This window comes from Bradyrhizobium sp. USDA 4532, from assembly GCF_024171315.1.
In the GTDB taxonomy this organism is placed as follows: Bacteria; Pseudomonadota; Alphaproteobacteria; order Rhizobiales; family Xanthobacteraceae; genus Bradyrhizobium; species Bradyrhizobium australafricanum.
The window spans coordinates 2017319-2038972 of the sequence record NZ_JALJZN010000001.1; the positions used below are offsets into that span (position 1 = coordinate 2017319).

The 21654-nt window shown below is 65.5% G+C and carries 20 protein-coding genes and 2 pseudogenes; 13 read left to right on the forward strand and 9 right to left on the reverse strand.

What is annotated here, in order from left to right; translation table 11 throughout:
- Positions 1–2: 2 nt before the first annotated feature.
- A complete protein-coding gene (locus J2R76_RS09830) occupies positions 3–554 on the reverse strand; it encodes a carboxymuconolactone decarboxylase family protein (RefSeq protein WP_076831821.1) in 552 nt (183 codons plus the stop codon).
- A 136-nt stretch (positions 555–690) separates the two neighbouring features.
- Positions 691–3201: an outer membrane protein assembly factor BamA gene (gene bamA / locus J2R76_RS09835; protein ID WP_076831818.1), complete on the reverse strand. Its 2511-nt coding sequence runs from the start codon at positions 3199–3201 to the stop codon at positions 691–693.
- A gap of 284 nt (positions 3202–3485) precedes the next feature.
- Between bamA and J2R76_RS09840 the strand changes: the two genes are divergently transcribed.
- Together J2R76_RS09840 and J2R76_RS09845 are read left to right on the forward strand one after the other, a co-directional pair.
- Positions 3486–4208 carry a response regulator gene (locus tag J2R76_RS09840; protein ID WP_057020047.1) on the forward strand — a complete coding sequence of 241 codons (723 nt, stop codon included), beginning with the start codon at positions 3486–3488 and terminating at the stop codon, positions 4206–4208.
- The gene (locus tag J2R76_RS09845) at positions 4205–5545 is read left to right on the forward strand and encodes an ATP-binding protein (protein WP_076831815.1); all 1341 of its coding nucleotides are present in this window, start codon (positions 4205–4207) and stop codon (positions 5543–5545) included. Before J2R76_RS09840 ends, J2R76_RS09845 begins: the two co-directional genes overlap by 4 nt.
- A 32-nt stretch (positions 5546–5577) precedes the next feature.
- On the opposite strand, the gene J2R76_RS09850 is transcribed toward J2R76_RS09845, so the two are convergent.
- Positions 5578–6075 carry a MarR family winged helix-turn-helix transcriptional regulator gene (locus J2R76_RS09850; protein ID WP_371852172.1) on the reverse strand — a complete coding sequence of 166 codons (498 nt, stop codon included), beginning with the start codon at positions 6073–6075 and terminating at the stop codon, positions 5578–5580.
- Positions 6076–6193: 118 nt separating this feature from the next.
- Here J2R76_RS09850 and J2R76_RS09855 point away from each other — a divergent pair, with 118 nt between their 5' ends.
- Together J2R76_RS09855 and J2R76_RS09860 are read left to right on the forward strand one after the other, a co-directional pair.
- Complete coding sequence (locus J2R76_RS09855) at positions 6194–6595, forward strand: Ohr family peroxiredoxin (protein WP_076831813.1); 402 nt, start codon at positions 6194–6196, stop codon at positions 6593–6595.
- A 97-nt stretch (positions 6596–6692) separates the two neighbouring features.
- The gene (locus tag J2R76_RS09860) at positions 6693–7097 is read left to right on the forward strand and encodes a cupin domain-containing protein (protein ID WP_076832193.1); all 405 of its coding nucleotides are present in this window, start codon (positions 6693–6695) and stop codon (positions 7095–7097) included.
- Between the two features lie 51 nt (positions 7098–7148).
- Here the strand turns inward: J2R76_RS09860 and J2R76_RS09865 are convergent, their stop codons facing one another.
- On the reverse strand, positions 7149–8666 hold the full coding sequence (locus tag J2R76_RS09865) for an MFS transporter (RefSeq protein ID WP_253623935.1): 1518 nt from the start codon (positions 8664–8666) through the stop codon (positions 7149–7151).
- 214 nt (positions 8667–8880) lie between these two features.
- Between J2R76_RS09865 and J2R76_RS09870 the strand changes: the two genes are divergently transcribed.
- Entirely contained in the window at positions 8881–9789 is a 909-nt protein-coding gene (locus tag J2R76_RS09870; RefSeq protein ID WP_375166487.1) for a LysR family transcriptional regulator, read from the forward strand.
- Positions 9790–9970: 181 nt separating this feature from the next.
- On the opposite strand, the gene J2R76_RS09875 is transcribed toward J2R76_RS09870, so the two are convergent.
- Positions 9971–10882, reverse strand: a complete 912-nt coding sequence (locus tag J2R76_RS09875; protein ID WP_076831805.1) for a LysR family transcriptional regulator — start codon at positions 10880–10882, stop codon at positions 9971–9973.
- A gap of 125 nt (positions 10883–11007) precedes the next feature.
- Between J2R76_RS09875 and J2R76_RS09880 the strand changes: the two genes are divergently transcribed.
- Positions 11008–12447, forward strand: a complete 1440-nt coding sequence (locus tag J2R76_RS09880; protein ID WP_083715156.1) for an MFS transporter — start codon at positions 11008–11010, stop codon at positions 12445–12447.
- A gap of 20 nt (positions 12448–12467) precedes the next feature.
- On the opposite strand, the gene J2R76_RS09885 is transcribed toward J2R76_RS09880, so the two are convergent.
- The 3 genes and pseudogenes from J2R76_RS09885 to J2R76_RS09895 all read right to left on the reverse strand — a co-directional run.
- On the reverse strand, positions 12468–13661 hold the full coding sequence (locus tag J2R76_RS09885; protein ID WP_076831802.1) for an MFS transporter: 1194 nt from the start codon (positions 13659–13661) through the stop codon (positions 12468–12470).
- On the reverse strand, positions 13658–14212 hold the full coding sequence (locus J2R76_RS09890) for a GNAT family N-acetyltransferase (protein WP_244558940.1): 555 nt from the start codon (positions 14210–14212) through the stop codon (positions 13658–13660). The genes J2R76_RS09885 and J2R76_RS09890 overlap by 4 nt, the downstream gene beginning before the upstream one ends.
- Positions 14213–14332: 120 nt before the next feature.
- Positions 14333–14413: pseudogene (locus J2R76_RS09895) on the reverse strand (hypothetical protein); the annotation flags it as partial.
- Positions 14414–14541: 128 nt separating this feature from the next.
- On the opposite strand from J2R76_RS09895, the gene J2R76_RS40790 reads away from it, so the two are divergent.
- Positions 14542–14805, forward strand: a complete 264-nt coding sequence (locus tag J2R76_RS40790; RefSeq protein ID WP_307720403.1) for a LysR family transcriptional regulator — start codon at positions 14542–14544, stop codon at positions 14803–14805.
- An 18-nt stretch (positions 14806–14823) separates the two neighbouring features.
- Positions 14824–15441: pseudogene (locus J2R76_RS09900) on the forward strand (LysR family transcriptional regulator substrate-binding protein); the annotation flags it as partial.
- A 129-nt stretch (positions 15442–15570) separates the two neighbouring features.
- On the opposite strand, the gene J2R76_RS09905 reads toward J2R76_RS09900, so the two are convergent.
- Positions 15571–16368, reverse strand: a complete 798-nt coding sequence (locus J2R76_RS09905; protein ID WP_076831799.1) for a DUF899 domain-containing protein — start codon at positions 16366–16368, stop codon at positions 15571–15573.
- A 181-nt stretch (positions 16369–16549) separates the two neighbouring features.
- Between J2R76_RS09905 and J2R76_RS09910 the strand changes: the two genes are divergently transcribed.
- From J2R76_RS09910 to J2R76_RS09930, 5 genes are all read left to right on the forward strand, one after another.
- Positions 16550–17095, forward strand: a complete 546-nt coding sequence (locus J2R76_RS09910) for a MarR family winged helix-turn-helix transcriptional regulator (RefSeq protein ID WP_244558934.1) — start codon at positions 16550–16552, stop codon at positions 17093–17095.
- On the forward strand, positions 17092–17952 hold the full coding sequence (locus J2R76_RS09915) for a DMT family transporter (RefSeq protein WP_076831794.1): 861 nt from the start codon (positions 17092–17094) through the stop codon (positions 17950–17952). The genes J2R76_RS09910 and J2R76_RS09915 overlap by 4 nt, the downstream gene beginning before the upstream one ends.
- Positions 17953–18114: 162 nt before the next feature.
- Complete coding sequence (locus J2R76_RS09920) at positions 18115–20214, forward strand: YncE family protein (protein WP_076831791.1); 2100 nt, start codon at positions 18115–18117, stop codon at positions 20212–20214.
- A 91-nt stretch (positions 20215–20305) separates the two neighbouring features.
- Positions 20306–20773, forward strand: coding sequence for a carboxymuconolactone decarboxylase family protein (locus tag J2R76_RS09925; protein ID WP_057019801.1), 468 nt, complete (start codon positions 20306–20308; stop codon positions 20771–20773).
- Positions 20774–20832: 59 nt separating this feature from the next.
- Positions 20833–21627 carry a sigma-70 family RNA polymerase sigma factor gene (locus tag J2R76_RS09930; RefSeq protein WP_143271150.1) on the forward strand — a complete coding sequence of 265 codons (795 nt, stop codon included), beginning with the start codon at positions 20833–20835 and terminating at the stop codon, positions 21625–21627.
- Positions 21628–21654: the final 27 nt, after the last annotated feature.

Below are 21654 nucleotides of genomic sequence, written 5' to 3' on the forward strand. Positions count from 1 at the left end.
CGTCACTCCGCGGCCTCGCGCTGCGGAACGCCCTGCTCGACGTCGAGCTGCAAGATGTCGTTGAAGCGATTGAAGGCGCCGCACAGCGCGATCCGCCAGGTCAGCTCGACGATCTGCGCTTCCGAGAAATGTTCGCGCAGCCGTGCGAAGATCTCGTCGCGGGTCTTGTTCCAGTTGTTGGTTACGGCGATCGCATATTCGACCACGAGCTTGTCGAGCGCATCGAGCTCGGGATGATCCTGATAGTCGAGCAGCCGTTCGGCGCCCGCTTCCGAAACTCCCTGGATCGCGAGCTTCGGCGCATGGTGCGACACGCAATAATCGCACTTGTTGAGCAGCGACACCGTTACCAGCGCGAGCTCGAGATGCCGCTTCGAGACCACCGCCTCGTCGGCGAGATCGACCAGCAGCGACCACATGTGCTTGAAGATCGGCGGGCGCTGCGCCATGACGCCGGCCTGGTTCTCGAACGCGCCATAGGTGGTCATCTTGTCCCACAGCGGCTTGAGCTCGCCCGGCAGGTCGTTCCTGGTCTTGATTGACACGCGTGACATGGATTGCCTCGGATCGGAAATTGAACCAATGCAGCCTGCCCCGCTTCGCCTGATACCGCAAGCCGCAGGGCGGCATGGCAGGCGTCACGCTGGCCGCAACCCGCGGCGCGGTCCGGCAAGCGGAGCAACCGTCGGCTCAGAACGACGCCCCGCCTCCGAACCGGAACTCCTGCACGATGTCGTATTTACCCTTCGTGAGCGGCACGGCGTAATCGAAGCGCAGCGGGCCAAACGGCGAGGCCCAGATCAGGCCGACACCGACCGAGGTTCGCACCACGTTCCCGTCGTCGTATTGGAGGCCGCATTTGCAAGCAGCCGTATTCACCTCGCCGGTCGCGGCCCACGACGTCGGGCCTTGATAACCCCAGAGCGAGCCGGCGTCCGCATAGACAGCCCCCTTCAGCCCAACCTCAGAGGGCAGGAACCAGAACGGCATCTGCAGCTCCATCGACGCACCCCAGTATTTGGTGCCGCCGAGCGCATCCCCGACCGCGCCAAGGCTCGCATAGGTGATGTCGCGCGGGCCGATGCCGTTGGTGGCAAAGCCGCGCACCAGATTCGGCCCCATCTGGAAATGATCCAGCATGCGCAGATCGTTGTCGCCGACCTTGGTGAGCAGGCCGCCCTGCAGGTGGATCAGTCCGACCAGGTCGGACACCAGCGGCGTATAGTATTTCGCGTCGACCGCGCTCTTCAGATACGTCACGTCGCCGCCGACGCCGGCAAAGTCCTGCTTGAAGTCGATCAGCAGGCCATCGGTCGGGTTCTTGTTGTTGTCGACGGTGTTGTAGCTCAGGGTGTAGCCGATCTGGGAGGTCCAGGTCGCCCCTGCGGCCAGCTCCTTGCGCACCGGCAAGGTGGATTCGCCGTCGCCGTAGCAGCCATATCCATACAGCCCCGACGAGACCGAGTTGGTGGGATCGACGCCGCCGAGCACACTCTGGATGTAGGCAGGCGTCGGATTGAACGCGAGCAACGGGTTGGACGGATTGTTGTTGCAGTTCGCGTAGGCGCTATCGAGCGAGATTTCCTGCTGATAGAGCGAGTATCGCAACTGGAGGGTCAGGTCTTCGCGCAAGGCCAGGCCGAGCCGCGGCGAGAACCCGATCGTCTTCACGCCATAGGTCGTGTAGTCCGTCGGCAATTGCTCCTTGTAATACGCATCGAGCCCGAGCGCGACGCGATAGTCGAGCAAATACGGTTCGACAAAGGACAGCGACAGGCCGCGCGAGTACTGGCCGTAGCTGACCGTTGCCTTGGCAAACAGGCCGCGGCCGAGCAGATTTCGCTCCGAGATGCTGACCTCGGCGAGCGCGCCGTCCGTCGTGGAATAACCGCCCGACACGGAGAAATCGCCGGTCGACTTTTCCTCCAGATCGACAACCAACACCACGCGATCGCTCGTCAAGCCGGGCTCGGTGGTGATCTTGACGGTCTTGAAGTAGTCGAGATTCTTCAGCCGCCGTTCGGCGCGATCGACCAGCGCGCGGCTATACGCATCGCCCTCGGAGAGATCGAACTCACGCCGGATCACGTAGTCTCGGGTGCGGCCGTTGCCGCGAATGTCGATCCGCTCGATATAGGTGCGCGGCCCCTCCTCCACGCGAAACACGATCCCCACCGTGTGGGCCTCGAAATTCCGGTCACCGTCCGGACGGACCACCGCGAAGGCGTAGCCGCGGCGCGACGCTTCGATCTGCATGTCCTCGGCCGATTTCTCGACCGCCTCGACATTGTAGAGCGAGCCTTCGCTGACGCGCGACAATGAACGCAGCGTCGTCGGATCGAAGCCCGCAATATTCGAGCGGAAACCGACCGTCGCAACGCGGTACTGCTGCCCCTCATCGATCTTGAACGTCACCTGAAAACCCTTGCGCTCCGGATCATACTCGGCGAGTGCAGCCACGACCTGGACGTCCGCGTAACCGTGCTTCAGATAGAAACGGCGGATCAGGTCACGGTCGGCCTCGACCCGATCCGGGTCATAGATGTCGGCATTGCCGAGAAAGCTCAGGAAGTTCGTCTCATGGGTCTTGATCACGTCCTTCAGGCGCGCCGCCGAAAAACTGTTGTTGCCCATGAACTCGATGGTCTTGATGCCGGTCTTCGCTCCCTCGTCGACGGTGAAGACGAGATCGACGCGATTGTTCGAGCGCTCGATGATTTCCGGCGTGACGTGCACGTCGTAGCGGCCTGAGCGCCGATAGATCTCGGCGATCCGCAGTGCATCGGACTGCACCATCGGCCGCGACAGGGTGCCCCGCGGCTTGGACTGCATTTCGGCCGAGAGCTGCTCGTCCTTGATCTTTTTGTTGCCCTCGAACGCGACGCGGTCGATCACTGGATTCTCGATCACGGAAACGACGATCCTGCCGCCCGCCTGATTGATCATGACGTCCTGGAACAACCCGGTCCCGACCAGCTCCTTGAGGGCGTCGTCGATGGCAGCTTGATCGAGATGGCCGCCGGGCCCCGGCCTGAAATAGGAGCGGATGGTCTCCGCCTCTACCCTCCGGTTGCCTTCGACCGTGATCGCATCAAGCGATTGGGCCGCCACCGGAGCCAACAATGGCCATATCACCGGCGTCCCCGGGATCGAAAAGCCCGACAGCACGATCGCCGCGACAAAGCCCCGCCACGTCTTCATTCCACACCTCGCGAACAACAAGCCCGTTGTGACGGGATGGTGATGGCTGCGGTGTGGCTGCAGGGTTGCGGAATTATTTCCAGTGGTTTGGGACTGTGAGCGCGATGCGACGCAGCCAGCATCGCGAATTGTTTCGGGCTGCGAGCGACGCTTACAGTTCAGAAACACTATGCTTACGAAAAGGCGCAATGCCGCCCACAAGCGACGCCTATGCTGGTCAATTGGTGGCTGAGCGCGCTGGAACGCGCGCCAATGACGTTATGATGAGGACCCAGTCGCGGATCATGCTTGCAAACACTCCGAAGATCCTGATCGTCGAAGACGATCTGCCGACCAGAGACCTGATTGCCCGCTACCTGCGCGACCAATCCTGCCTGGTGGCCACGGCCTCGAATGGCAGGGAAATGGATCGTTACCTCGCCGGGCATTCGCTCGATCTCGTCATCCTCGATCTGATGCTGCCCGGAGAGGATGGATTGACCCTGTGTCGCCGCCTGCGCGGCGACTCGACGATCCCGATCATCATGCTCACGGCGAAAGGCGAGGACCTCGACCGGATCCTCGGGCTCGAGATGGGCGCGGATGATTATCTCGCCAAACCGTTCAATCCGCGTGAGCTGCTGGCGCGGATCAACGCGGTGCTGCGCCGCCAGGCCCAGGCCGGCCTTGCCGGGCGCTCGGGCCAAAGCGCCGCGCGCCTGCGCTTCCAGGACTGGACCATCGATCTTCGCCTGCGCGAACTGCGCGATCCCGACGGCGCCCAGGTCCCGTTGACCAGCGCGGAGTTCGACCTGCTGCAGGCGTTCTGCGAGCGACCCGGCCGGATCCTCACGCGCGATGGCCTCTTGACCATGACGCGCAGCCGGCCGGCCAGTCCATTCGGGCGCAGCATCGACGTCTTGGTCAGCCGGCTTCGCCGCAAGCTCGATACGAGCGAAGGATCGTCGGTGATCCGGACGGTACGCACCGGCGGCTACATCTTCACACCGCATGTGGAGGACGCATGAGCTGGACCCGCAGGATTGCCGCGCTTTTCAGCTTCCACCGGATCAGTGGCCAGATCGCCGCGCTGATCCTGCTGTCGCTGGTGCTCATCCATGCGCTGATCGGGCTTTATTTCGTCAGCCAGAAGCCGAGATCGTTCGCGGACAGGCCGATCCATCAGTTCCAGCTGGTTGCCAAGCTTCTGGCCGAGGCCCCTGCGGCCGATCGCGCAACGCTGTTGCGCGCGGCCGATCGAGCCTTTCCTCGCCTGCACCTCACATTGCGCGACGCAGGTCCGGGCTCGTCTGACGGTGCTTCGTCAGAGCCGCCCGGCGTCGACGACATCGACGAGTTTTCCTCGAAGACCGCGCCGGCGGCGGCTCGGTTGCCGGACGGAGCCCTGTTCGAAGCGACGATCGGCCCGACGAAAATGCCGCCCTTCTTCGGCGGATTCTGGGTCAGCACATTCCTGTTCCTGTTCGTCAGCGTCACGCTGCTCGGCGTGTGGGCCGGCCGCGCGCTCAGCGCGCCGCTGTCCGCGTTCGCCCGCGCCGCCGAGAATTTCAGCATCAGCCAGGCGGCCGCGCCGCTGCCGGAGACCGGCCCGGAGGAAATCCGCGCCGCAGCAGTCGCGCTCAATCGCATGCGCGAACGCATCACCACGTTGATGAATGACCGCACGCGCATGCTCGCCGCCATCAGTCACGACCTGCGCACGCCGATCACCCGGTTGCGGCTCAGGTCCGAATATATCGAAAACGATGCCCAGCGCGCGGAGACCCTGCACGACCTCGATCAGATGCAGGCGATGCTGGAATCCGTGCTGTCATTCCTGAGCGGCGGCAGCGCGGCGAAGCCGACGCTTGTGAACGTCGCTGCGCTGCTGCAGACGATCTGCGAGCAATTCTCCGATTGCGGTCACGTCGTGCGCTACCAGGGCCCGAACAGGGCTTCGCTCCTGATCCGCCCGAGCGAGATCAGCCGCACCGTGACCAACCTGGTGGAGAACGCCCTGAGGTTCGGTAGCGAAGTCGATATCCGGCTGACCGCGTCAGCCGATCAGGCCACCATCGATGTCTCGGACGACGGTCCGGGGATTCCAGAGCACCGCCGGGCCGAAATGCTGAAGCCGTTCGTCCGCGGAGACGAGGCCCGCACCATGGACGAGACAAGCGGCTTCGGACTTGGCCTTTCGATCGCGCAGGCCATGGTGTGCGGGCATGGCGGCCAGCTGTCGCTGCACGACAACACGCGGCACGGCCTTCTTGTTCGCATCAAATTGCCGGGGCCCGTGCACCCTGGATCGGATCGAAGTGGGACGAGCGCGTCGCGACCCGCAGTTCCTGAGCTCGTTGGCTAGAGCAAATTCAGGATCGGGTTTGGCCCGCAGGATCATCCCTTCCTCGGATCGGCGCGTGTGTTGCGCAGCAGATTGTCGCGCAGCCTCGCGACGGTCTTCTGCACGACGGGAAATTCGTCTCCGAGCCCGGTGGCTTCGACCAGGGACACATTGATGTCCTTGTCGAGCAGGCGCCGGCCCGCCGCCGTCAGGCTCACGCGAACCTGCCGCTCATCGGCGGGATCTCTGACGCGGCTGATATAGCCGCTCTGCTCCAGCTTCTTGAGGATCGGCGTCAGCGTGTTGGATTCCAGAAACAGCTTTTCGCCGAGCGCGCTGACGGTCTGCTCGTCCGCCTCCGACAGCGCCACCATGGCGATGTATTGGGTGTAGGTCAGGCCGACCGCATCCAGGATCGGCTTGTAGGCGCGGCCGAAGGCCAGATTGGCCGAATAGACCGCAAAGCACAGAAAATTCGAGAGTTTTCGGCCCTTGGTCTCGGCCTTGGAGGTGCGGGTCACGGGCGGCTCCGGAGTTTGTGATGTCGCGATCCATATAAATCGTATCCGATTAAATCGGAAGTGCTTGACACGATCAAGCCTGAAGCCTATTTCGACGCGCACACGATTAGATCGGACACGATCTATATTCATCCCAAAGGAGCTCGCCATGACCGCCAATGCAAAGGTTCTCGTCACTGGAAAGACCCACGTCACCGCCGGCCCGAACGGCGCCGCCCGCTCGCGCGACGGCTTCCTCGACGTCAAGCTGCCGCAGCCGCACCCCGCCGCGGAAAACCTGTTCGCGGCCGCCTGGTCGGCCTGCTACATCGGCGCGATCCAGCTCGCCGCCGGTCAGCGCAAGGTCAAGCTCGCGAGCGAGCCCGAGGTCGACGCCGAGATCGATCTGAACCAGGCCGGCAGCGCCTTCTTCCTGAGCGCCCGCCTCAACGTCCACTTCCCCGGCGTCGAGCGCGAGGTCGCGCAGGAGCTGATCGAAGCCGCGCACGGCATCTGTCCCTACTCCAAGGCGGTCCACGGCAACATCGATGTCACGACCACCCTCGTCTGAAACGAGCACATAGACGATCTCCGACGCGGGCCGGCCGCTTGCCGGCTCGCGGTCGGGCAAGTCCAGAAGACTGGAGTTCAAGATGACCAGCAAGCTGATGAAGGCAACGCGCCTGCTCGCAAGGACGGCCTTGTTCACCGCGAGCCTCCTGACCATACCGAGCGCACACGCGCAGCAACCGGCCGGTTTCACGCGAACCGACCTGCAGCGCCACGACCTCAGCGTCGGCGGACGTGAAGCCGTGCAGGTGCGGGTCGACATCGCGCCGGGCAAGGCCTTCGGCCGCCACACGCATCCGGGCGAAGAAATCATCTACGTGCTCGCCGGCCCCCTCGAATACGACGTCGACGGCAGGCCGCCGGCGAGCCTGAAGGCCGGCGACGTGCTGTTCATTCCCGCCGGCACGGTCCATGCGGCGAGGAATGTCGGCGACGTCACCGCCAGCGAGCTTGCGACTTACATCGTCGAGAAGGACAAGCCGCTGCTGACCCTCGTGAAGTGACCGGTACCGTCTGCCCGCCCCGGCGCCTGGGCAGGCACGGCGACATCGTGTTCACTTCGTGCCGTGAGCCTCGGCCTGCCGCACCGGCCGCGCATTGAAGATCAGGAAGCTGAGCGCGGCCATGATCCACACCCCGATGCCGCCATAGAGCATCACCCAGCCGAAGCCGCTCGCGAGTGCCTGATGCACGACCGGGCCGGTCAGCTCCGGCGCGGCTGCGACGTCGCCGGCCGCGATCCGCTCGCCGATCGCGCGAAGTTGCGCGCCGTCCAGCGCCGGTAGCACCGCCTTCAGATACGCCAACACGCCGCTTGCCAGGATGAAGCCCATCAGCGCGATGTTGACCGAAAGCGAAACCATCCGCGCGCTCATGTCGATGCCCGAGGCCATGCCGGCGCGGTCGCTCGAGACCGAGCCGGTCGTCGTGTTGGTGACCGGCGTGTTGGTGATGCCGAGGCCAATTCCGGCGAGCAGGCAGCCGGGCAGCATCGTCAGCCAGTCCGGCTGCGCGGCGGCGCTGGCGAATTTCATCAGCATGAATCCGGCGCCGATCGTGAACAGCCCCACCGGAATGATCAGTCCGGGCTGATAGCGCAGCGACAGTCGTTCGGCGAACGGTGGCATCACCAGCGTCGGCAGCGTGTAGGCAAGCAAGGCAAGTCCCGCGGACACGCTGTCATAGCCGAGGCCTGCATGAAACCAGATCGGCAGATAGATCATGAAGGGCCAGTAGCTGAGGTTCATCGCCGCCGAGCCGACGATCGAACCGGAGAAAGCCGGGATCCGAAAGACAGAGAAGTCGAACATCGGCCGCCGGCTGATTCTCTCGGCAACCAGGAACGCGGCGAAGCTCGCCGCGGAGACGCCGAGGATCGCAAGCCCCTTCAAGCTGACGAAGCCGAGATCCGGCCCCTGCGTGATGTAGAAGGCGAGGCAGAACACCGCGACCGACATCGTCACGATACCGGCGACGTCGAGGCTGCTGGCCTTTGGGTCCCTCGATTCATGCACACCGCCGATCGTGAGCACGAACGCCGCGGCCGCGAACAGCACGTGGACGAGGAACACCCACTCCCAGCTCAGCACCGCGACAACGGCGCCGCCGATGATCGGGCCGAAGCCGAGGCCGATGCCGAAGATGACGCCCCACCAGCCCCAGGCGACGGCGCGCACCCGGCCGCCCTGGAATTCGTGCGAGAGCACGGCGATCTGGCAGATCAAGAGCGCGCCGCCGCTGAGGCCCTGCAGGAACCGGGCGAAGATCAGCATTTCGACGCTCGAGGCAATGCCGCAGATCAGCGAGGTGATGCCGAACGCCGCGATCGCGACCAGGAAGATGCGCTTGCGTCCATAGCGGTCCGCGACCGTCCCGATCGCCATCAGCACCGTGGTGACCGCGATCGTGTAGGCGTTCATGATCCATTGCAGCGCCTTGAAGTCGGCATGCAGCACTCGCTCCAGCGTCGGCAGGATCGCGGGGATGCTGGAAATCTCCAATCCGAACATCAGGCAGGCAAGGCATACGGCAGACAGCACGACAGCGCCGCGGCGGCTCAGTTCAGTAGACATGATCAGGCCTTTTGTTGTGGCAAGCCAACGGCATACCGCACGCTGTTGCCAGGGTGCTGGCAGCAGCGTCGATCGATCGACTCACGATGTATTGACGCAGCAGCGGCAGGAATCGGGTGGCCACGGCGCTTCACAGCGCAAAGCTAGTCACGCCTTGAGCATTGGTGAATTGGATGACTAGATATTTCAGAGACAACAAATCCGGATGACTGACATGACCACGCTCGACGTCGACGCCGTGAAGACATTCGTGACCATCGCCGATCTCAAGAGCTTTACGCGCGCCGCCGAAACACTCGGCACCACGCAGGGCGCGATCAGCGTCAAGTTGAAGCGGCTGGAAAGCCAGCTCGGCCACAGGCTGATCGAACGGACACCGCGCCTGGTGCGCCTGTCGGCGCAGGGCGCAGCTTTCCTCGCCCCCGCGCAGGAATTGCTCGCCGCGCATGATCGCGCCGTCGCGGCGTTGTCGCCCGTGCGCCCGCGTCGCTTCTCGCTCGGCATTGCCACCCATGTCGGAGGCGCGGAGGTCCCGACCTTGCTGGCGCGACTGCACGCGCACGACCCGGCGCTTACCATCGAAGTCCGGCTCGAGGATTCCCGCGACCTGCTCGACGCCTTCGATCGCGGCGAGATCGATGCCGCCATCATCCGCCGCGAGGACGACCGCCGCGACGGCGAGATGCTGGTGACGGATCACTATGGCTGGTTCGCCACGCCGGACTTCGTCCATCGCGCCGGCGAGCCGCTGCGGCTCGCCGCTTCCTCGCCGTCCTGCGGCGTGCTCAACATCGCGACGCGCGCGCTGGCGGCCGCGAACATCCCGTGGACGGAAAGCTTCCTGGGCTGTGGGTCCTTTGCTGTCGCCGATGCGGTCGCCGCAGGCCTCGCTACGTCGGTGTTCTCCCGCCGGCTCGCCCCGGCCGGGACGATCGAGGTCAGCGGGCGGCTCGGCCTGCCTGCCCTGCCGCCGTCCGAGATCACGCTGCTGTCGGCGCTGTCAGATGCAAAATCACGCGCGGTGCTGAAGACGATCGTTGGTGCCTTTCGCGAGCATCATCGGATGCCTGCCAATCGCGCGGCAGAGGAAATCCATACCGTCACGGAAGTTGTCGGCTCCTGAACGATCTGTGCGCCGGCCGGCTATTGTGCTGAATGCGAACTTCGTGCGATTTCGCGGCAGCCACTTTCACGAACTTCGCATTCACAAAGCACACTAGAATCATAAGTTTGCTAGTGTCCTTATCGAATCCGAAGTTCGCTCCGAAGGTGCGGCAAATGATGCGAACTTCGGATTCGGGACACTAGCGGCGCGCGCTTCCGGCGCGCTTTCCCTCGAACAGCGCACGCTCCGAGGCGAGCGCCCTGGCGAGAAAATCGAGCGTCGCGCGGATGCGCGCGGTGCGCTTGAGATCGTCATGGGTCAATAGCCACAGCGCCGAGCGCGGCTCCGCCAGTGCTTTCGGCGTCAGGCGGCGCAGCGTGGGCACGAGGTCGCCGACATAGCAGGGCAGCAGGGCAAGCCCCAGTCCCGCCGCCGCGGCATCGCGCAGCGCCGGAAGCGCATCGACCCGGCAGACGGTCCGCGCCGAACGCAGGTTCTCGCGCATCCAGCCGGCGATGACGGTCCCCGCCAGCGCATCGTCGAGCCCGATCCAGTCGTGCACCGACAAATCCCCGTCGGCGCGGCGGGCGAGATAGGCGCGCGATCCGTAGACCGCATGGGCAATATCGGCAATGCGCCGTCCGACCAGCAGTTCGGATGGCGCCGGCGTCGGCCGGATCGCGATCTCGGCCTCGCGGCGCGTCAGGTTCGCCATCGCATTCGAGATGATGATTTCCGGCTGGATCTCCGGATGCGCGGCGCGCATCGCCGGCAGATGCCGCATCAGCACCGCGCCGAGCGTGTCCGTCGTCGTGATCCGCACCGGCCCCGACGGCCTGAGGTCCTGCCCCGCCAGCTTGCGCTCGAGCGCAAGCACTTCGTCCTCGAGCCGGGCTGCCGACACCGCCGCGATCTCGCCGGCCGGTGTCGGCGCGTAGCCGTCGCGGAAGCGCTCGAACATGCGCGTTCCGCTCGCATCCTCGATCGTGCCGAGGCGGCGAAACACGGTGGAATGCGTGACGCCGAGTCGGCGCGCCGCCCCCGAGAGGCTGCCTTCCCGCGCGACCGCGAGGACAAGCCGAAGGTCGTTCCAGTCGATGACGCTGTGCATTTTTGCAAACTCACTTCGCAGTGCTGGATAATATCTTATCACAAACGGACAGGCCATCATCCCGGACGTTCAACCGACGGACACCCCTCGTGAGGGCGCCGTCGATTGCCGAGAGGAGCTGGCAGGTGACGAGCGAGACCACCGAGACGTTGCAATTGCACGGCGCGCGGCCGGCGACGATCGACCCGCGGCGATGGCTGGCGCTGCCGGTGCTGCTCACCGGCGCCTTCCTGCCGATCCTCGATTTCAATGTCGTCAACCTCGCACTGCCAGCCATTCGCGACAATCTCGGCGCCAGCTCGAGCGACGTGCAGTTCGTGATCTCGGCCTATGCCGCGACCTACGCCGTGTTCCTGATCACCGGCGGCCGGCTCGGCGATCTCCTGGGGCGGCGGCAGATGTTTTTGATCGGCGTCGCCGGCTTCACGATCGCATCCGTGCTGTGCGGCATCGCGTGGTCACCGGCCATGCTGGTCGCCGGACGGATCTTGCAGGGCCTCACCGCCACCGTGATGGCGCCGCAGGTGCTCGCCTCGATCCGCGTGCTGTTTCCGGCGGCCGAACAGGGCCGCGCGCTCGGCTTCTATGGCGCGACCTTCGGCCTTGCCAATATCTGCGGCCAGCTGCTGGGCGGCGTCCTCGTCTCGGCGCAACCGTTCGGACTGGCCTGGCAGGCGATCTTCCTGATCAACGTGCCGATCGGCCTCGCCGCCTTCGTCGGCGGCCTGCTGTACCTCGCCGACTCGCGCGCCGCGCACGCGCAGCGGCTCGACGTCGGCGGCGTCATCCTGCTGTCGCTCACGCTCGGCCTTCTGGTCTATCCGCTGATCGAGGGCCGGGAATCCGGCTGGCCTATCTGGATCGTCGCGATGCTGCTGGCATCTCCGCTGATGCTCGCCGCCTTCGTCCGCTTCGAGGCGCGGCTCGAAGCCCGTGGCGGCGATCCGCTGGTCGCGCCGCATCTGCTGCGCAACAGCGATTTCGTGATCGGGCTGGTGATGGCGCTCGCCTTCTACATGCTGTCGTCGTTCTATTTGACCTTCGCGGTCTACCTGCAAAATGGCCTGCACCAATCTCCGCTGGAAGCCGGCCTTGCCACCCTGCCCTTTGCCGCCGGCTTCTTCGTCAGCTCGCTGGTATCATCGCTGGTGATGCAATGGCTCGGTGCCCGCACGCTGACGCTGGGCTTTGCGCTCCAGGTTGTCGGCTTCGGTGTCGTGATGCTGTCGGTCGGCGGCGCGCTTCCGCAAAGCCTCGAATTCGGCCTGATCTGCGGCGGGCTCGGCTTCGGCACCGTGATGCCCTCGGTGATCAAGGCCGTGATCGGCAGCATCGATCCGCGCCATGCCGGGCTGGCGTCGGGCATGATGATCTCGACCTTCCAGATCGGCGCGGCACTCGGCGTCGCGATTATCGGCGGCGTCTTCTACAGCCTGCTCGGGCCGCATCCGCTGGCCGATGACTACGCGCACGCCTTCACGATCGCGCTCGGCTGCAATGTCGCGCTGCTGGCGCTCGGCGGCTGGCTGTCGCTGTGGCTGCCGCGCGAGCCGGCGGCGGGTTGAGATCGACACCGCCGACGCGGCTATTGCTTCGCGGCCGCGAGCGGCGGCGGAAACAGCAGCTTGAGCAGGATGGCGGCAAGCAGCGTCACCAGGGCGAGACCGGTGGAGAGATAGAGCGCGCTCGCATCGCCGAACCGGTCGATCACGATTGCATAGATCAGCGGCGCCGCCGCCGGCAGGATGAAGCTCGGGACAATGAGCCGGCCGACCAGCGTGCCATAGCTGCGATGATCGAACAGGATGAGCGGCAGCGTTCCCCTGGTGATGGTCAGAATGCCGTTGCAGGCGCCGTAGAGCAGCGCAAACGCGATCCCCATCTCCCGCGCTGATCCGCTGAACAGGCCGGCGATGAAGGAGAGCGGCATGATCAGGCAGGCCATCAGGTTGAGCGCGAGCGGATCGAGCCGGACGCCGAACAGGACTTCGCAGAGACGCGCGGCGGATTGCCCGATCCCCCGCAGCGTTGCGATCCAGACCGCAACGGTGACGGTGAGCCCGAGGCCGGTGAGCACCGCGATCATGTGCGCGGACATGCCCGCGTTCAGGAAGTTCGCGCCGGTCATGATTACGGCATAGAGCCCGCTCGCCGCTGCAAGCTGCCGCCGCCCCACCGCGCGCGGTTGCCTCGATGCCACCGCAGCAGCGCCCGGCACGCCGGCAAATCGCTGGTTCGGAATCAGCAGATGCAGCGGGATCGTCAATAGCGCAATGCCGGCATAGGCCAGCACCGCGCTGCGCCAGCCGAAATGGTCCGATAGCGTATGGCCGAGCGGCCAGAACACGGTGGCGGCCAAGCCACCAAGCAAGGTGATCCCGGACATCGCACGGCGCGCTTCCGGCCCGCCGATCCGGGCCAGCGCCGCGAAGGCCGCATCGTACAGCGTCAGCCGCATGCCGAGGCCAAGAACGATCCAGGATGCGAAATAGCTGCCGATCTGGTCCGAGAGCGCGAGACCCGCGCAGCCGAGCGCGTTGATCACCGCCCCCGCGACCATGACCTGCCGGCCGCCGCTTTTGTCCACCCACCTGCCCGCAAGGGGCGACGTCACGCCCATCACCAAGAGCGCCGCGGCAAATCCGCCGTAGACGATGTCGCGGCTCCAGCCGAGATCCGCGGCGATCTGCTCGCCGAACCCGCCGATCAGATAGTAGGTCGCGCCCCACGAGATCAGTTGAGCCAGCCCGAGGGCAATCACGACCCGGCGTGCGATCACCGGGCCGTTTCCCTGTCTGACGGAAGCGTGGAAGCGCCGGGCCCCAGCGGCCGCTGCATCAGCACGGTGTCGACCCATTGCCCGAGCTTGAAGCCCACCGACCTCAACGTTCCGACCATCTCGAAGCCCATGCGACGGTGCAGCGCGATCGATCCGGCGTTGCCGCTGTTGCCGATCACGGCGATCATTTGCCGCCAGGGTCCCTCCTCCGATCGTTCGATCAGCGCCCGCAGTAGCGCCGCGCCGACGTGGCGGCCACGCAGGGCTTCCGACACGTAGACCGAGTCTTCAATGGTGTTGCGATAGGCCGGCCGCGGCCGGTACGCTGTCGCGTAGGAGTAGCCGGCCACCCGTCCGTCGATATCGGCCACGAGATACGGCAGCCCCGCGGCCAGCACGGCGGCACGGCGCCCGAGCATCTCGTCGAGTGTCGGCGGCACTTCCTCGAAGGTCGCCAGCCCGTTGAGCACGTGGTGCGCGTAGATGCGCTGCACCTCCGCCATGTCGACCTCTGTGGCGTCGCGGATCACGGTGTCTTCGTTGTCTCTCATCCTTGCCTCGTCTAGCGGCATCATGCCTGTGCTTCGACGGCGCGTTGGTGCACGCTGCGGGCACCACGGGCTCATCTCGACATCGCTGCGCGACAGTCCGACATCCGCCAGCAGGCGATCATCGAGCTCGCGCAGCCTGCCGGCGGCGGATGCGCGAATGCGGCGAGACCGCAAGATAGCGCCCCAGCTCGACGATGACACCGCCAATGGACTTGAGGGCGGACAATGCCTGCTCCCGGTCTGCCGAAGCCGTCGCTTGCCGGACTATGCGCCCCGGCGTTATATAAGTGAAGCTTTGACAGCTTATGCGCGGCATAAGAGATACTTTGATGAAGAACCTCAACCTCGATTATCTCGAAAGCTTCGCAGTCGTGATCGACTGCGGCAGCTTCTCGGCGGCGGCCGAGCGGTTGCAACTCACGCAGCCCGCGGTGAGTCTGCAGGTGCGCCAGCTCGAGCGCAGCCTGAATGCGACCTTGATCGAGCGGGTCGGACGCAAGGCCAGACCGACCGCCGCCGGCGTCGCGCTGCTCTCCCATGCGCATCAGATCAATGCGGCGGTGGCGTCGGCGGTCGACGCCGTTGCACAGTAGACGACGGGAACGGCAGGCCGCGTGCGGCTCGGCACCGGTGCGACCGCCTGCATCTTCCTGCTGCCGCCGATCCTGAAGGAGCTGCGCGCCGCGCTGCCCTCGCTGGAGATCACGGTCACGACCGGCAACACCGCGGAGATCGCAAGGGCGGTCGAGGAAAACACCATCGACATCGCGCTCGTCACGCTGCCGGTGTCGGGACGCAGCTTCGAGATCACGCCGGTCATGAACGACGAGTTCGTGCTGATCGCGCCCCGCGACTTGCAACTGCCGGCGCGGATCACGCCGGAGGTGCTGGCGACCAGGCCGGTGCTGCTGTTCGAGCCGGGCGGCAACACCAGGCGCACCGCGGACGAGTGGCTGGCCCGCGGCGGCGTGTCCTTGAAGCCGTTGATGTCGCTCGGCAGCGTCGAGGCGATCAAGGAGATGGTGCGCGCCGGGCTGGGCTGTGCGGTGCTGCCCGGCATGGCCGTCCCCGCCAGGACCAAGCAGCGCGACCTGGTCGTCCGGTCGCTGTCACCAAAGCTCTACCGCCGGCTCGCGGTGGTGATCCGCCGCGACAAGCGTCTCGATCGCGGGCTGCGGCAGACCTTGTCGGCGCTGAAGGCACTCTCGGCCAAGGACAATGGCCGCTAGAGCGTCGAGCGAGGCGGACGCCGGTCCGCGTCAAGAAAGCAGGCAAGACAAGAAGCGGGAGCTTCGGTTCTGATCCAATCAAAACCGAAGCCCTCGGAAGCACGCCGCGCGTTCTCCCCGTTCTACCCCTTACGTCGCCTTGCGCTCCTGCTCCGCGATCTTGCGGAACGCGGCCTCGCCGGCATCGGTCACCGCCGCCCATTTTGCGTTCGGCGTGGCCTCGGCTTCGTAATTGTCGTGCCAGTTCCACCATTTGTAGGTCGGGCCCTGCGGATAACCCTTCGGCGAGTCCTCCCAGAGTTCCTGGCGGCCGAGCGGCGTGATGTCGAGATAGCTCCACACCGTACCCATCGCCTCGTCGCCGCGGCTGTTGACGAAATAGGTGCGGAAGATCCGCTCGCCGTCGCGGATGAAGACGTTGTGGCCGTGCCACTCGGCAACGCCGAAGTCGGTGTCAAAACTGTCGGTGATCGTGTACCATGGCATGTCCCACTCCATCCGCGCCTTCAGCCGCGCGATGTCCGCCTGCGGCGCGCGCGAGGCGTAAGCCAGCGTGGTGTCGCGCTGGTTCAGATGGGAGAGATGACTGACCTGATCGGCGCCGAGCGAACAGCCGCGGCAGCCATGGTCCGGCCAGCCGAACACGCCGGGCTCGAAGAAGGCGCGGTAGATGATGAGCTGCCGGCGGCCCTCGAACAGGTCTAGCAGGCTCGCCTTGCCGTTCGGTCCTTCGAAGACATACGGCTTCTCGACGGCCATCCAGGGCATCCGCCGCCGCTCCGCCGCAAGCGCGTCGCGTGCCCGCACCTGGGCCTTTTCCTTCACCAGCATCTCCAGGCGCGCCGCCTCCCACGCCTCCCGTGACACCACCGGCGGCGTCTGCATCGCTGCCAGTCCGCCACGATCGTTTTCAGCTGATTTATTCATGATGGTCTCTCCATCTCCGATTTGGACGAACTCCGCTCCCCGAGCGCGGTTCCAGCGCCGGCGACCGTTCGTCATTGGCCATGCCGCAATCTGGCTCGGCAGCGCTAGCGAGCGGGAGTGACAAGTGTGTCGGGATTTTTCGCGCAGGTGGTCAGACCGCATCACCATATTTGTGATATGCTTGCACTTTGCAACTAACTATGCGAACCTCGCCGGCATGAAGCAAAGCGCTGCCCCTGCGTCCGATGATGGCCTCAAGCTAAGCGCCTGGCTGCCTTACCGCCTGTTCCTGGTCACAGCGCAGGTCGCCCGCCCGCTCGAGCGCTTCTACGGCGAGACGTTCGGATTGAGCCAGGCGGGCTGGCGCATCCTCGCCGTCATCGCCGAGCGCGACGCGGCCAACGCCTCCGAGATCGGTCGCGCCTGCGCGCTCGATCCGTTCGCGGTCAGCCGCGGCATCGGCCAGCTCACAGAGCTCGGCTTCGCGGTGCGACGCTCCGGCAAGTCCGACCGGCGCTTCGCCGCCGTCAGCATCACCCGCAGCGGCCGGGCCGCATTCAACCGGATCGCCGCACTCGGCAACGCCATCGAAGCGCGGCTGCTGGCGCGGCTGTCGGAGAGCGAACGCGCCACGCTCGATTCCGCCCTCACCCGGCTTGAGGGAGAAAGCGCGCGGATCGACGCCGACGGCTGGCGCGCACTGCGCGATGGCGCCGGCGCGCCATGACGGCCCTGCTGTTCGCAGTGACCGCGCTGCTCTGGGGCGGCGGCGCGCTGGCAACGGCAATGCAGGCCGGCGTGACGCCCGCGCCGTGGTCGGTCGCGCTGCGCATGGTGCTCGCGGGCGTCATCCTGCTCGGCTACGGCCGGATGCGCGGCGTGACGCTCTCGATCCCGCGCAAGGATCGGCCGGCGGTCGCGTTGCAGGGCCTGCTGTTCTTCGCCATTGCCTTCATCGCCTTCTATGAGGCGACCGCACGCATGCCGAGCGGGCTTGCGGCACTCGTGCTGTCGACATCGTCGCTGTTCGCGGCCGTGATCGCGCGTGCCGTGCTCGGTGTGCCGATCTCTTCCGGATTCGTGTGGGGCGCGCTGTGCGGCATTCTTGGACTGGCGATCATCTTCCTGCCCGGTGCCGCCGCGCAGGGAGTCGCACCGCTTGCGGGATTCGCCTGGGCGCTCACCGCGGCCATCGCAACCGGCGCCGGGACAACGGTCAGCGTGCGCAACCAGCGCGCCGGACTGCCTGTCGCCTCCGTGCTCGGCTGGGGCGCGTTCGTCGGCGCGGCGGCGAGCGCGCTGTGGGCCGTCGCGACGGGCACGCCGTTTGTAGCCGACATTTCGCCCTCCTACGTGACGAGCTTCCTCTATCTCGCGATCGCCGCGTCCTGCATCACCTTCACGCTCTATTTCGAGCTGGTGCGCCGGCTCGGTCCCGGCCGCGCGGCCTATACGCTCGCGCTGGTGCCGCTCGTCGCGCTCGTGCTGTCCGCGCTGTTCGAGCACCTTGCGCTGGGCTGGCCGGTGCTCGCCGGCGCCGCCGCGATCCTTGCCGGCAACGTGCTGGTGCTGGCGCGCGCTTGACCGGCTCGTCGGCGCACAGCAAGAGGCATGCGGCAAGTTGTCCCGCGCCGGCGATCGCCGGCCAGTCAACCTCTTATTTCCCGATCGCATTAATCGGACGTTGTCCGGCTCGCATATAAAGAAGCAACCCGGGACGACGAGGCGGCTTCGCAGGGTTACCCGATGGTGAATTCCATCCGCAGAATCGGCAACACCGAGTACTCCGCAATCCAGGTCGACGGCCAGGATGACTGGATCATGCGTCCTGCCCTCGGCCAGCGGCCCGCGCGGAATGCCGGGCTGCTGCTGGATGGCATCGCCTGGTTCTTCAACACCGACGCGGGATTCATCTTCTATGATCTCGCGCGTCGCCAACTCGTCGATCGGCTGCAAACGCCCTGGGCGCGCGGCCACGACGGAAAGGACGCGCGCGACGATTATCTGAGTTACGGATTTCTCCAGAGCAAGGATGGCCGGTTAGTCTATCTCCTGCTTTATCACGCCGCGAACGCGACTGACCTGCATGTCATCGACCTCGAGCGCAGGGCGATCGTCCGCTCGGTTCTGGACATGCCGAGCGGCAACTCGCTGTGCCCGCCGGTTCTGGACCAGGCTGGCCGGATTCTGGTTTCCGCGTTCCGGCACGACAACGGAATCGTTGCACTGTTGCTGCGCATCGATCCGCAGACGGGCCATCACGAGGTGTCGAGCTGCGAGGGATCGCGGGCGAGGTCGTTCCTGATCCGCTCGAGCCCGTGCGGCCGCTATTGGCTGCGCGCCGACAATTCCCGGCTCCCGATGATTACCGAGGAGAGCTCGCTTGTCTCCCGGTTGCTGGGCAGAGGCACCACGGCGCAGCGGGAGTATTTCAGCTTTGCCGTCGAGATCTGGCAGGCGTTTCCGCTGCGGCGGCTGCACTCCGTCGCGCCGATGTGGATGCAGGCGGAAGGGTTGCCCGACACGACCCAGCTCGACCTCGACAGGCGGAAGCAGGGATTGCCGCCTCGGCGAGGCGAGATCTACCGCAAGGTGTCGCAGTTGCTCGATCGCGAGGCCACGCTGACGACCAACCAGATCAACGCGAAATCGCATCCCGATCTGTGGCCGGATCCGAATAGCCACTACGCCAATGTCAGCAGCAATCTCCGCGACTTCGAACTCTCCGAGCGCGACGTGATCGTCTGGCAAGGCGATAGCCAGGCTTTCTGGTTGAAGCGGCATGACTTCGTCGCCTGCGTCGGTGTGGACGGGACGGTTTCGCCCAAGATCATGCTGGAGCGGTTCGGGATGGACGACCGTCCCTGGCTGGCACGCGCCCGCGGCTGGTCGAAGGCGACGCCCCTGCCCGACCGTCGCCTCGATATGCGGTTCACGGAGGGGATGGTGACGGTCTCCGGCGCGCCAGGCGATCCGGTACACCGCATCCGGGCGGTGCCCGTAACCGAGGATCATTTCAGGCCCGCGCCACCCGAACCGCAAGAAGAGGATAAGGATGCCGCGCTCGCCAAGAAGGCCGAGACGCTCGCCAGGCGGTTCAGCACCTACACCGTCGATCTCGCCTCGATGAGCGAGCCCGATTGTGTCGCAGCCATCGATGCGCTCACGGCGCAGATCGGTCCCGATATCAACGAGCGTCCCTACGACAACCACCTGCAGGCGGTGTTCCGTTGCGACGGCAAGCGGCTCAACGAGAAGAAGTTCTTCTCGCATGTTGCGAAGCACTGCCCCGGCGCCGCACCTGCGATCCGCGGGCTGATCGACGCGGCATGCACGCACATCGGACCGCATGCCAACGCCTGGTACGATCCTTACGGAGACGAGATTCCGACCGCGCTGTTCGGCTACGCCGCGTGGTGCCTCGCGCGCCTGGACAAAACGAGCAACGATGTCCTGCTGCGCTACTACGGGCTGGTCGATACCGACCACGAGAACTTCTTTTTCGAGAAGATCGCTCCGTTGATGCTGGAGAACGCAGGCGACGCGAGTCCTCGCCTGGAGCTCGCGGAGCAATTCTATTTCGGCGACCTCGGCAATGCCATCGATCACGCCGCGCTCTGGCGAATGGCGAAGATGGCCGAGCATGCGGCGAGCCTGATGACGGCGAAGCAGTATGCGGCGCGATTGCTGGCGCGCGCAGCCGCGACCTCCGCCGCGCGATCGAAGTCGGAGTTCGGGTATTATTGTTTCGACAATCTCGCGCGGTTCCTGACGGATCCTTCGCGATGGGAAACAGAGCTGCTGCAAGAACTCCGCCAAGCGGCGAGCGATCTCGCGCCCCAATAGCGCCGCGGCAGATGAAAATATCACGCCGGCATGTCACATTCGCCGTTCCTCGTTCGTCATGATGTCGTCAACCAACCCAGGGAAACCGACCATGACTGTCAGACTTGATCCGCTCGCCGCCGCCCCCAAGATCATGAAGATCTGGTTCGACGCGTCGGTCGCGATCTCCTCCAGCCTCGAGCCGAAGCTCGCCGAGCTCGTGAAGATTCGCGCCTCGGAGATCAACGGCTGCGCCAATTGCATCAATTTGCACACGACATTCGCCCGCGATGAGGGTGAGACCGAGCAGCGCATCTACCTGCTGTCGGCCTGGCGCGAAGCGCCCTGCTACACCGATCGCGAGCGCGCCGCGCTCGGCTGGACCGAGGCCCTGACTCGGATCTGCGAGCAGCACACCCATGTCGCGGCCTACGAGGCGCTGAAGGCGCATTTCACGCCGGAGGAGCAGGTCAAGGTGACCTTGCTGATCAACATCATCAACGGCTGGAACCGGATCGCGGTCGGCTTTGGCGGCTTCGTCGATCCGCACGTGATCAAGGCCAGGATGGCCGCAGCGTGACCGCGGAAACGGCACGAGACGACGCAGCGGCTGACTTCGCGCCGCTGCGTCCCGGGCTGATGCGCGTCGCCTATCGCATGCTCGGCTCGGTGGCCGATGCCGAGGACATGGTGCAGGAGGCGTTCATCCGCTGGATGAAGGCCGACCGCAGCGAGGTGCGCGAGACGGAGGCGTTCCTGCGCCGCACGGTGACGCGGCTCTGCCTCGATCAGCTCAAATCCGCGCGCCGCCAGCGCGAGACCTATGTCGGCCCGTGGCTTCCGGATCCGGTCGTCGAGGAGCAGGACGATGACGTCACCCTGCCGCTGATGCTGGCGCTGGAGCGGCTGTCGCCGCTGGAGCGCGCGGCCTTCCTGCTGCACGACGTGTTCGGACTTGGCTTCGACGAGGTCGCGGCAACCATCCAGCGAACGCCGGCGACCTGCCGTCAGCTCGCCGGCCGCGCGCGCAACCATATCCGCGAGGCGCGCCCGCGCTTCCAGATCGAGAAGCAGCGCGGCATCGCGCTCGCCGAGGCCTTCTTCGCGGCATCGCGCAGCGGCGACATGAAGGCGCTCGGTGCCATGCTGGCGGCCGATGTCAGCGTGCATGCCGACGGCGGCGGCAAGCGTCCGGCAGCGAACAAGCCGATCCTCGGCTTCGATGCCGTGATGCGCTTGCATGAATCGCTGGCGGCGCATTTCCGCAACCACAGCTCGCACCTGGTTCGCACCGGCTTCATCAACGGATTGCCCGGCTTCATCACGCTCGAGACCGACGGCGAGCTGTCGACCACCGCGCTCGACATCGAGGACGGCAAGGTCGTGGCGATCTATCTGGTGAGGAACCCGGACAAGTTGCGGCATCTGCACTAGGCGGCATGGCTTCATTCGGTCTGGATC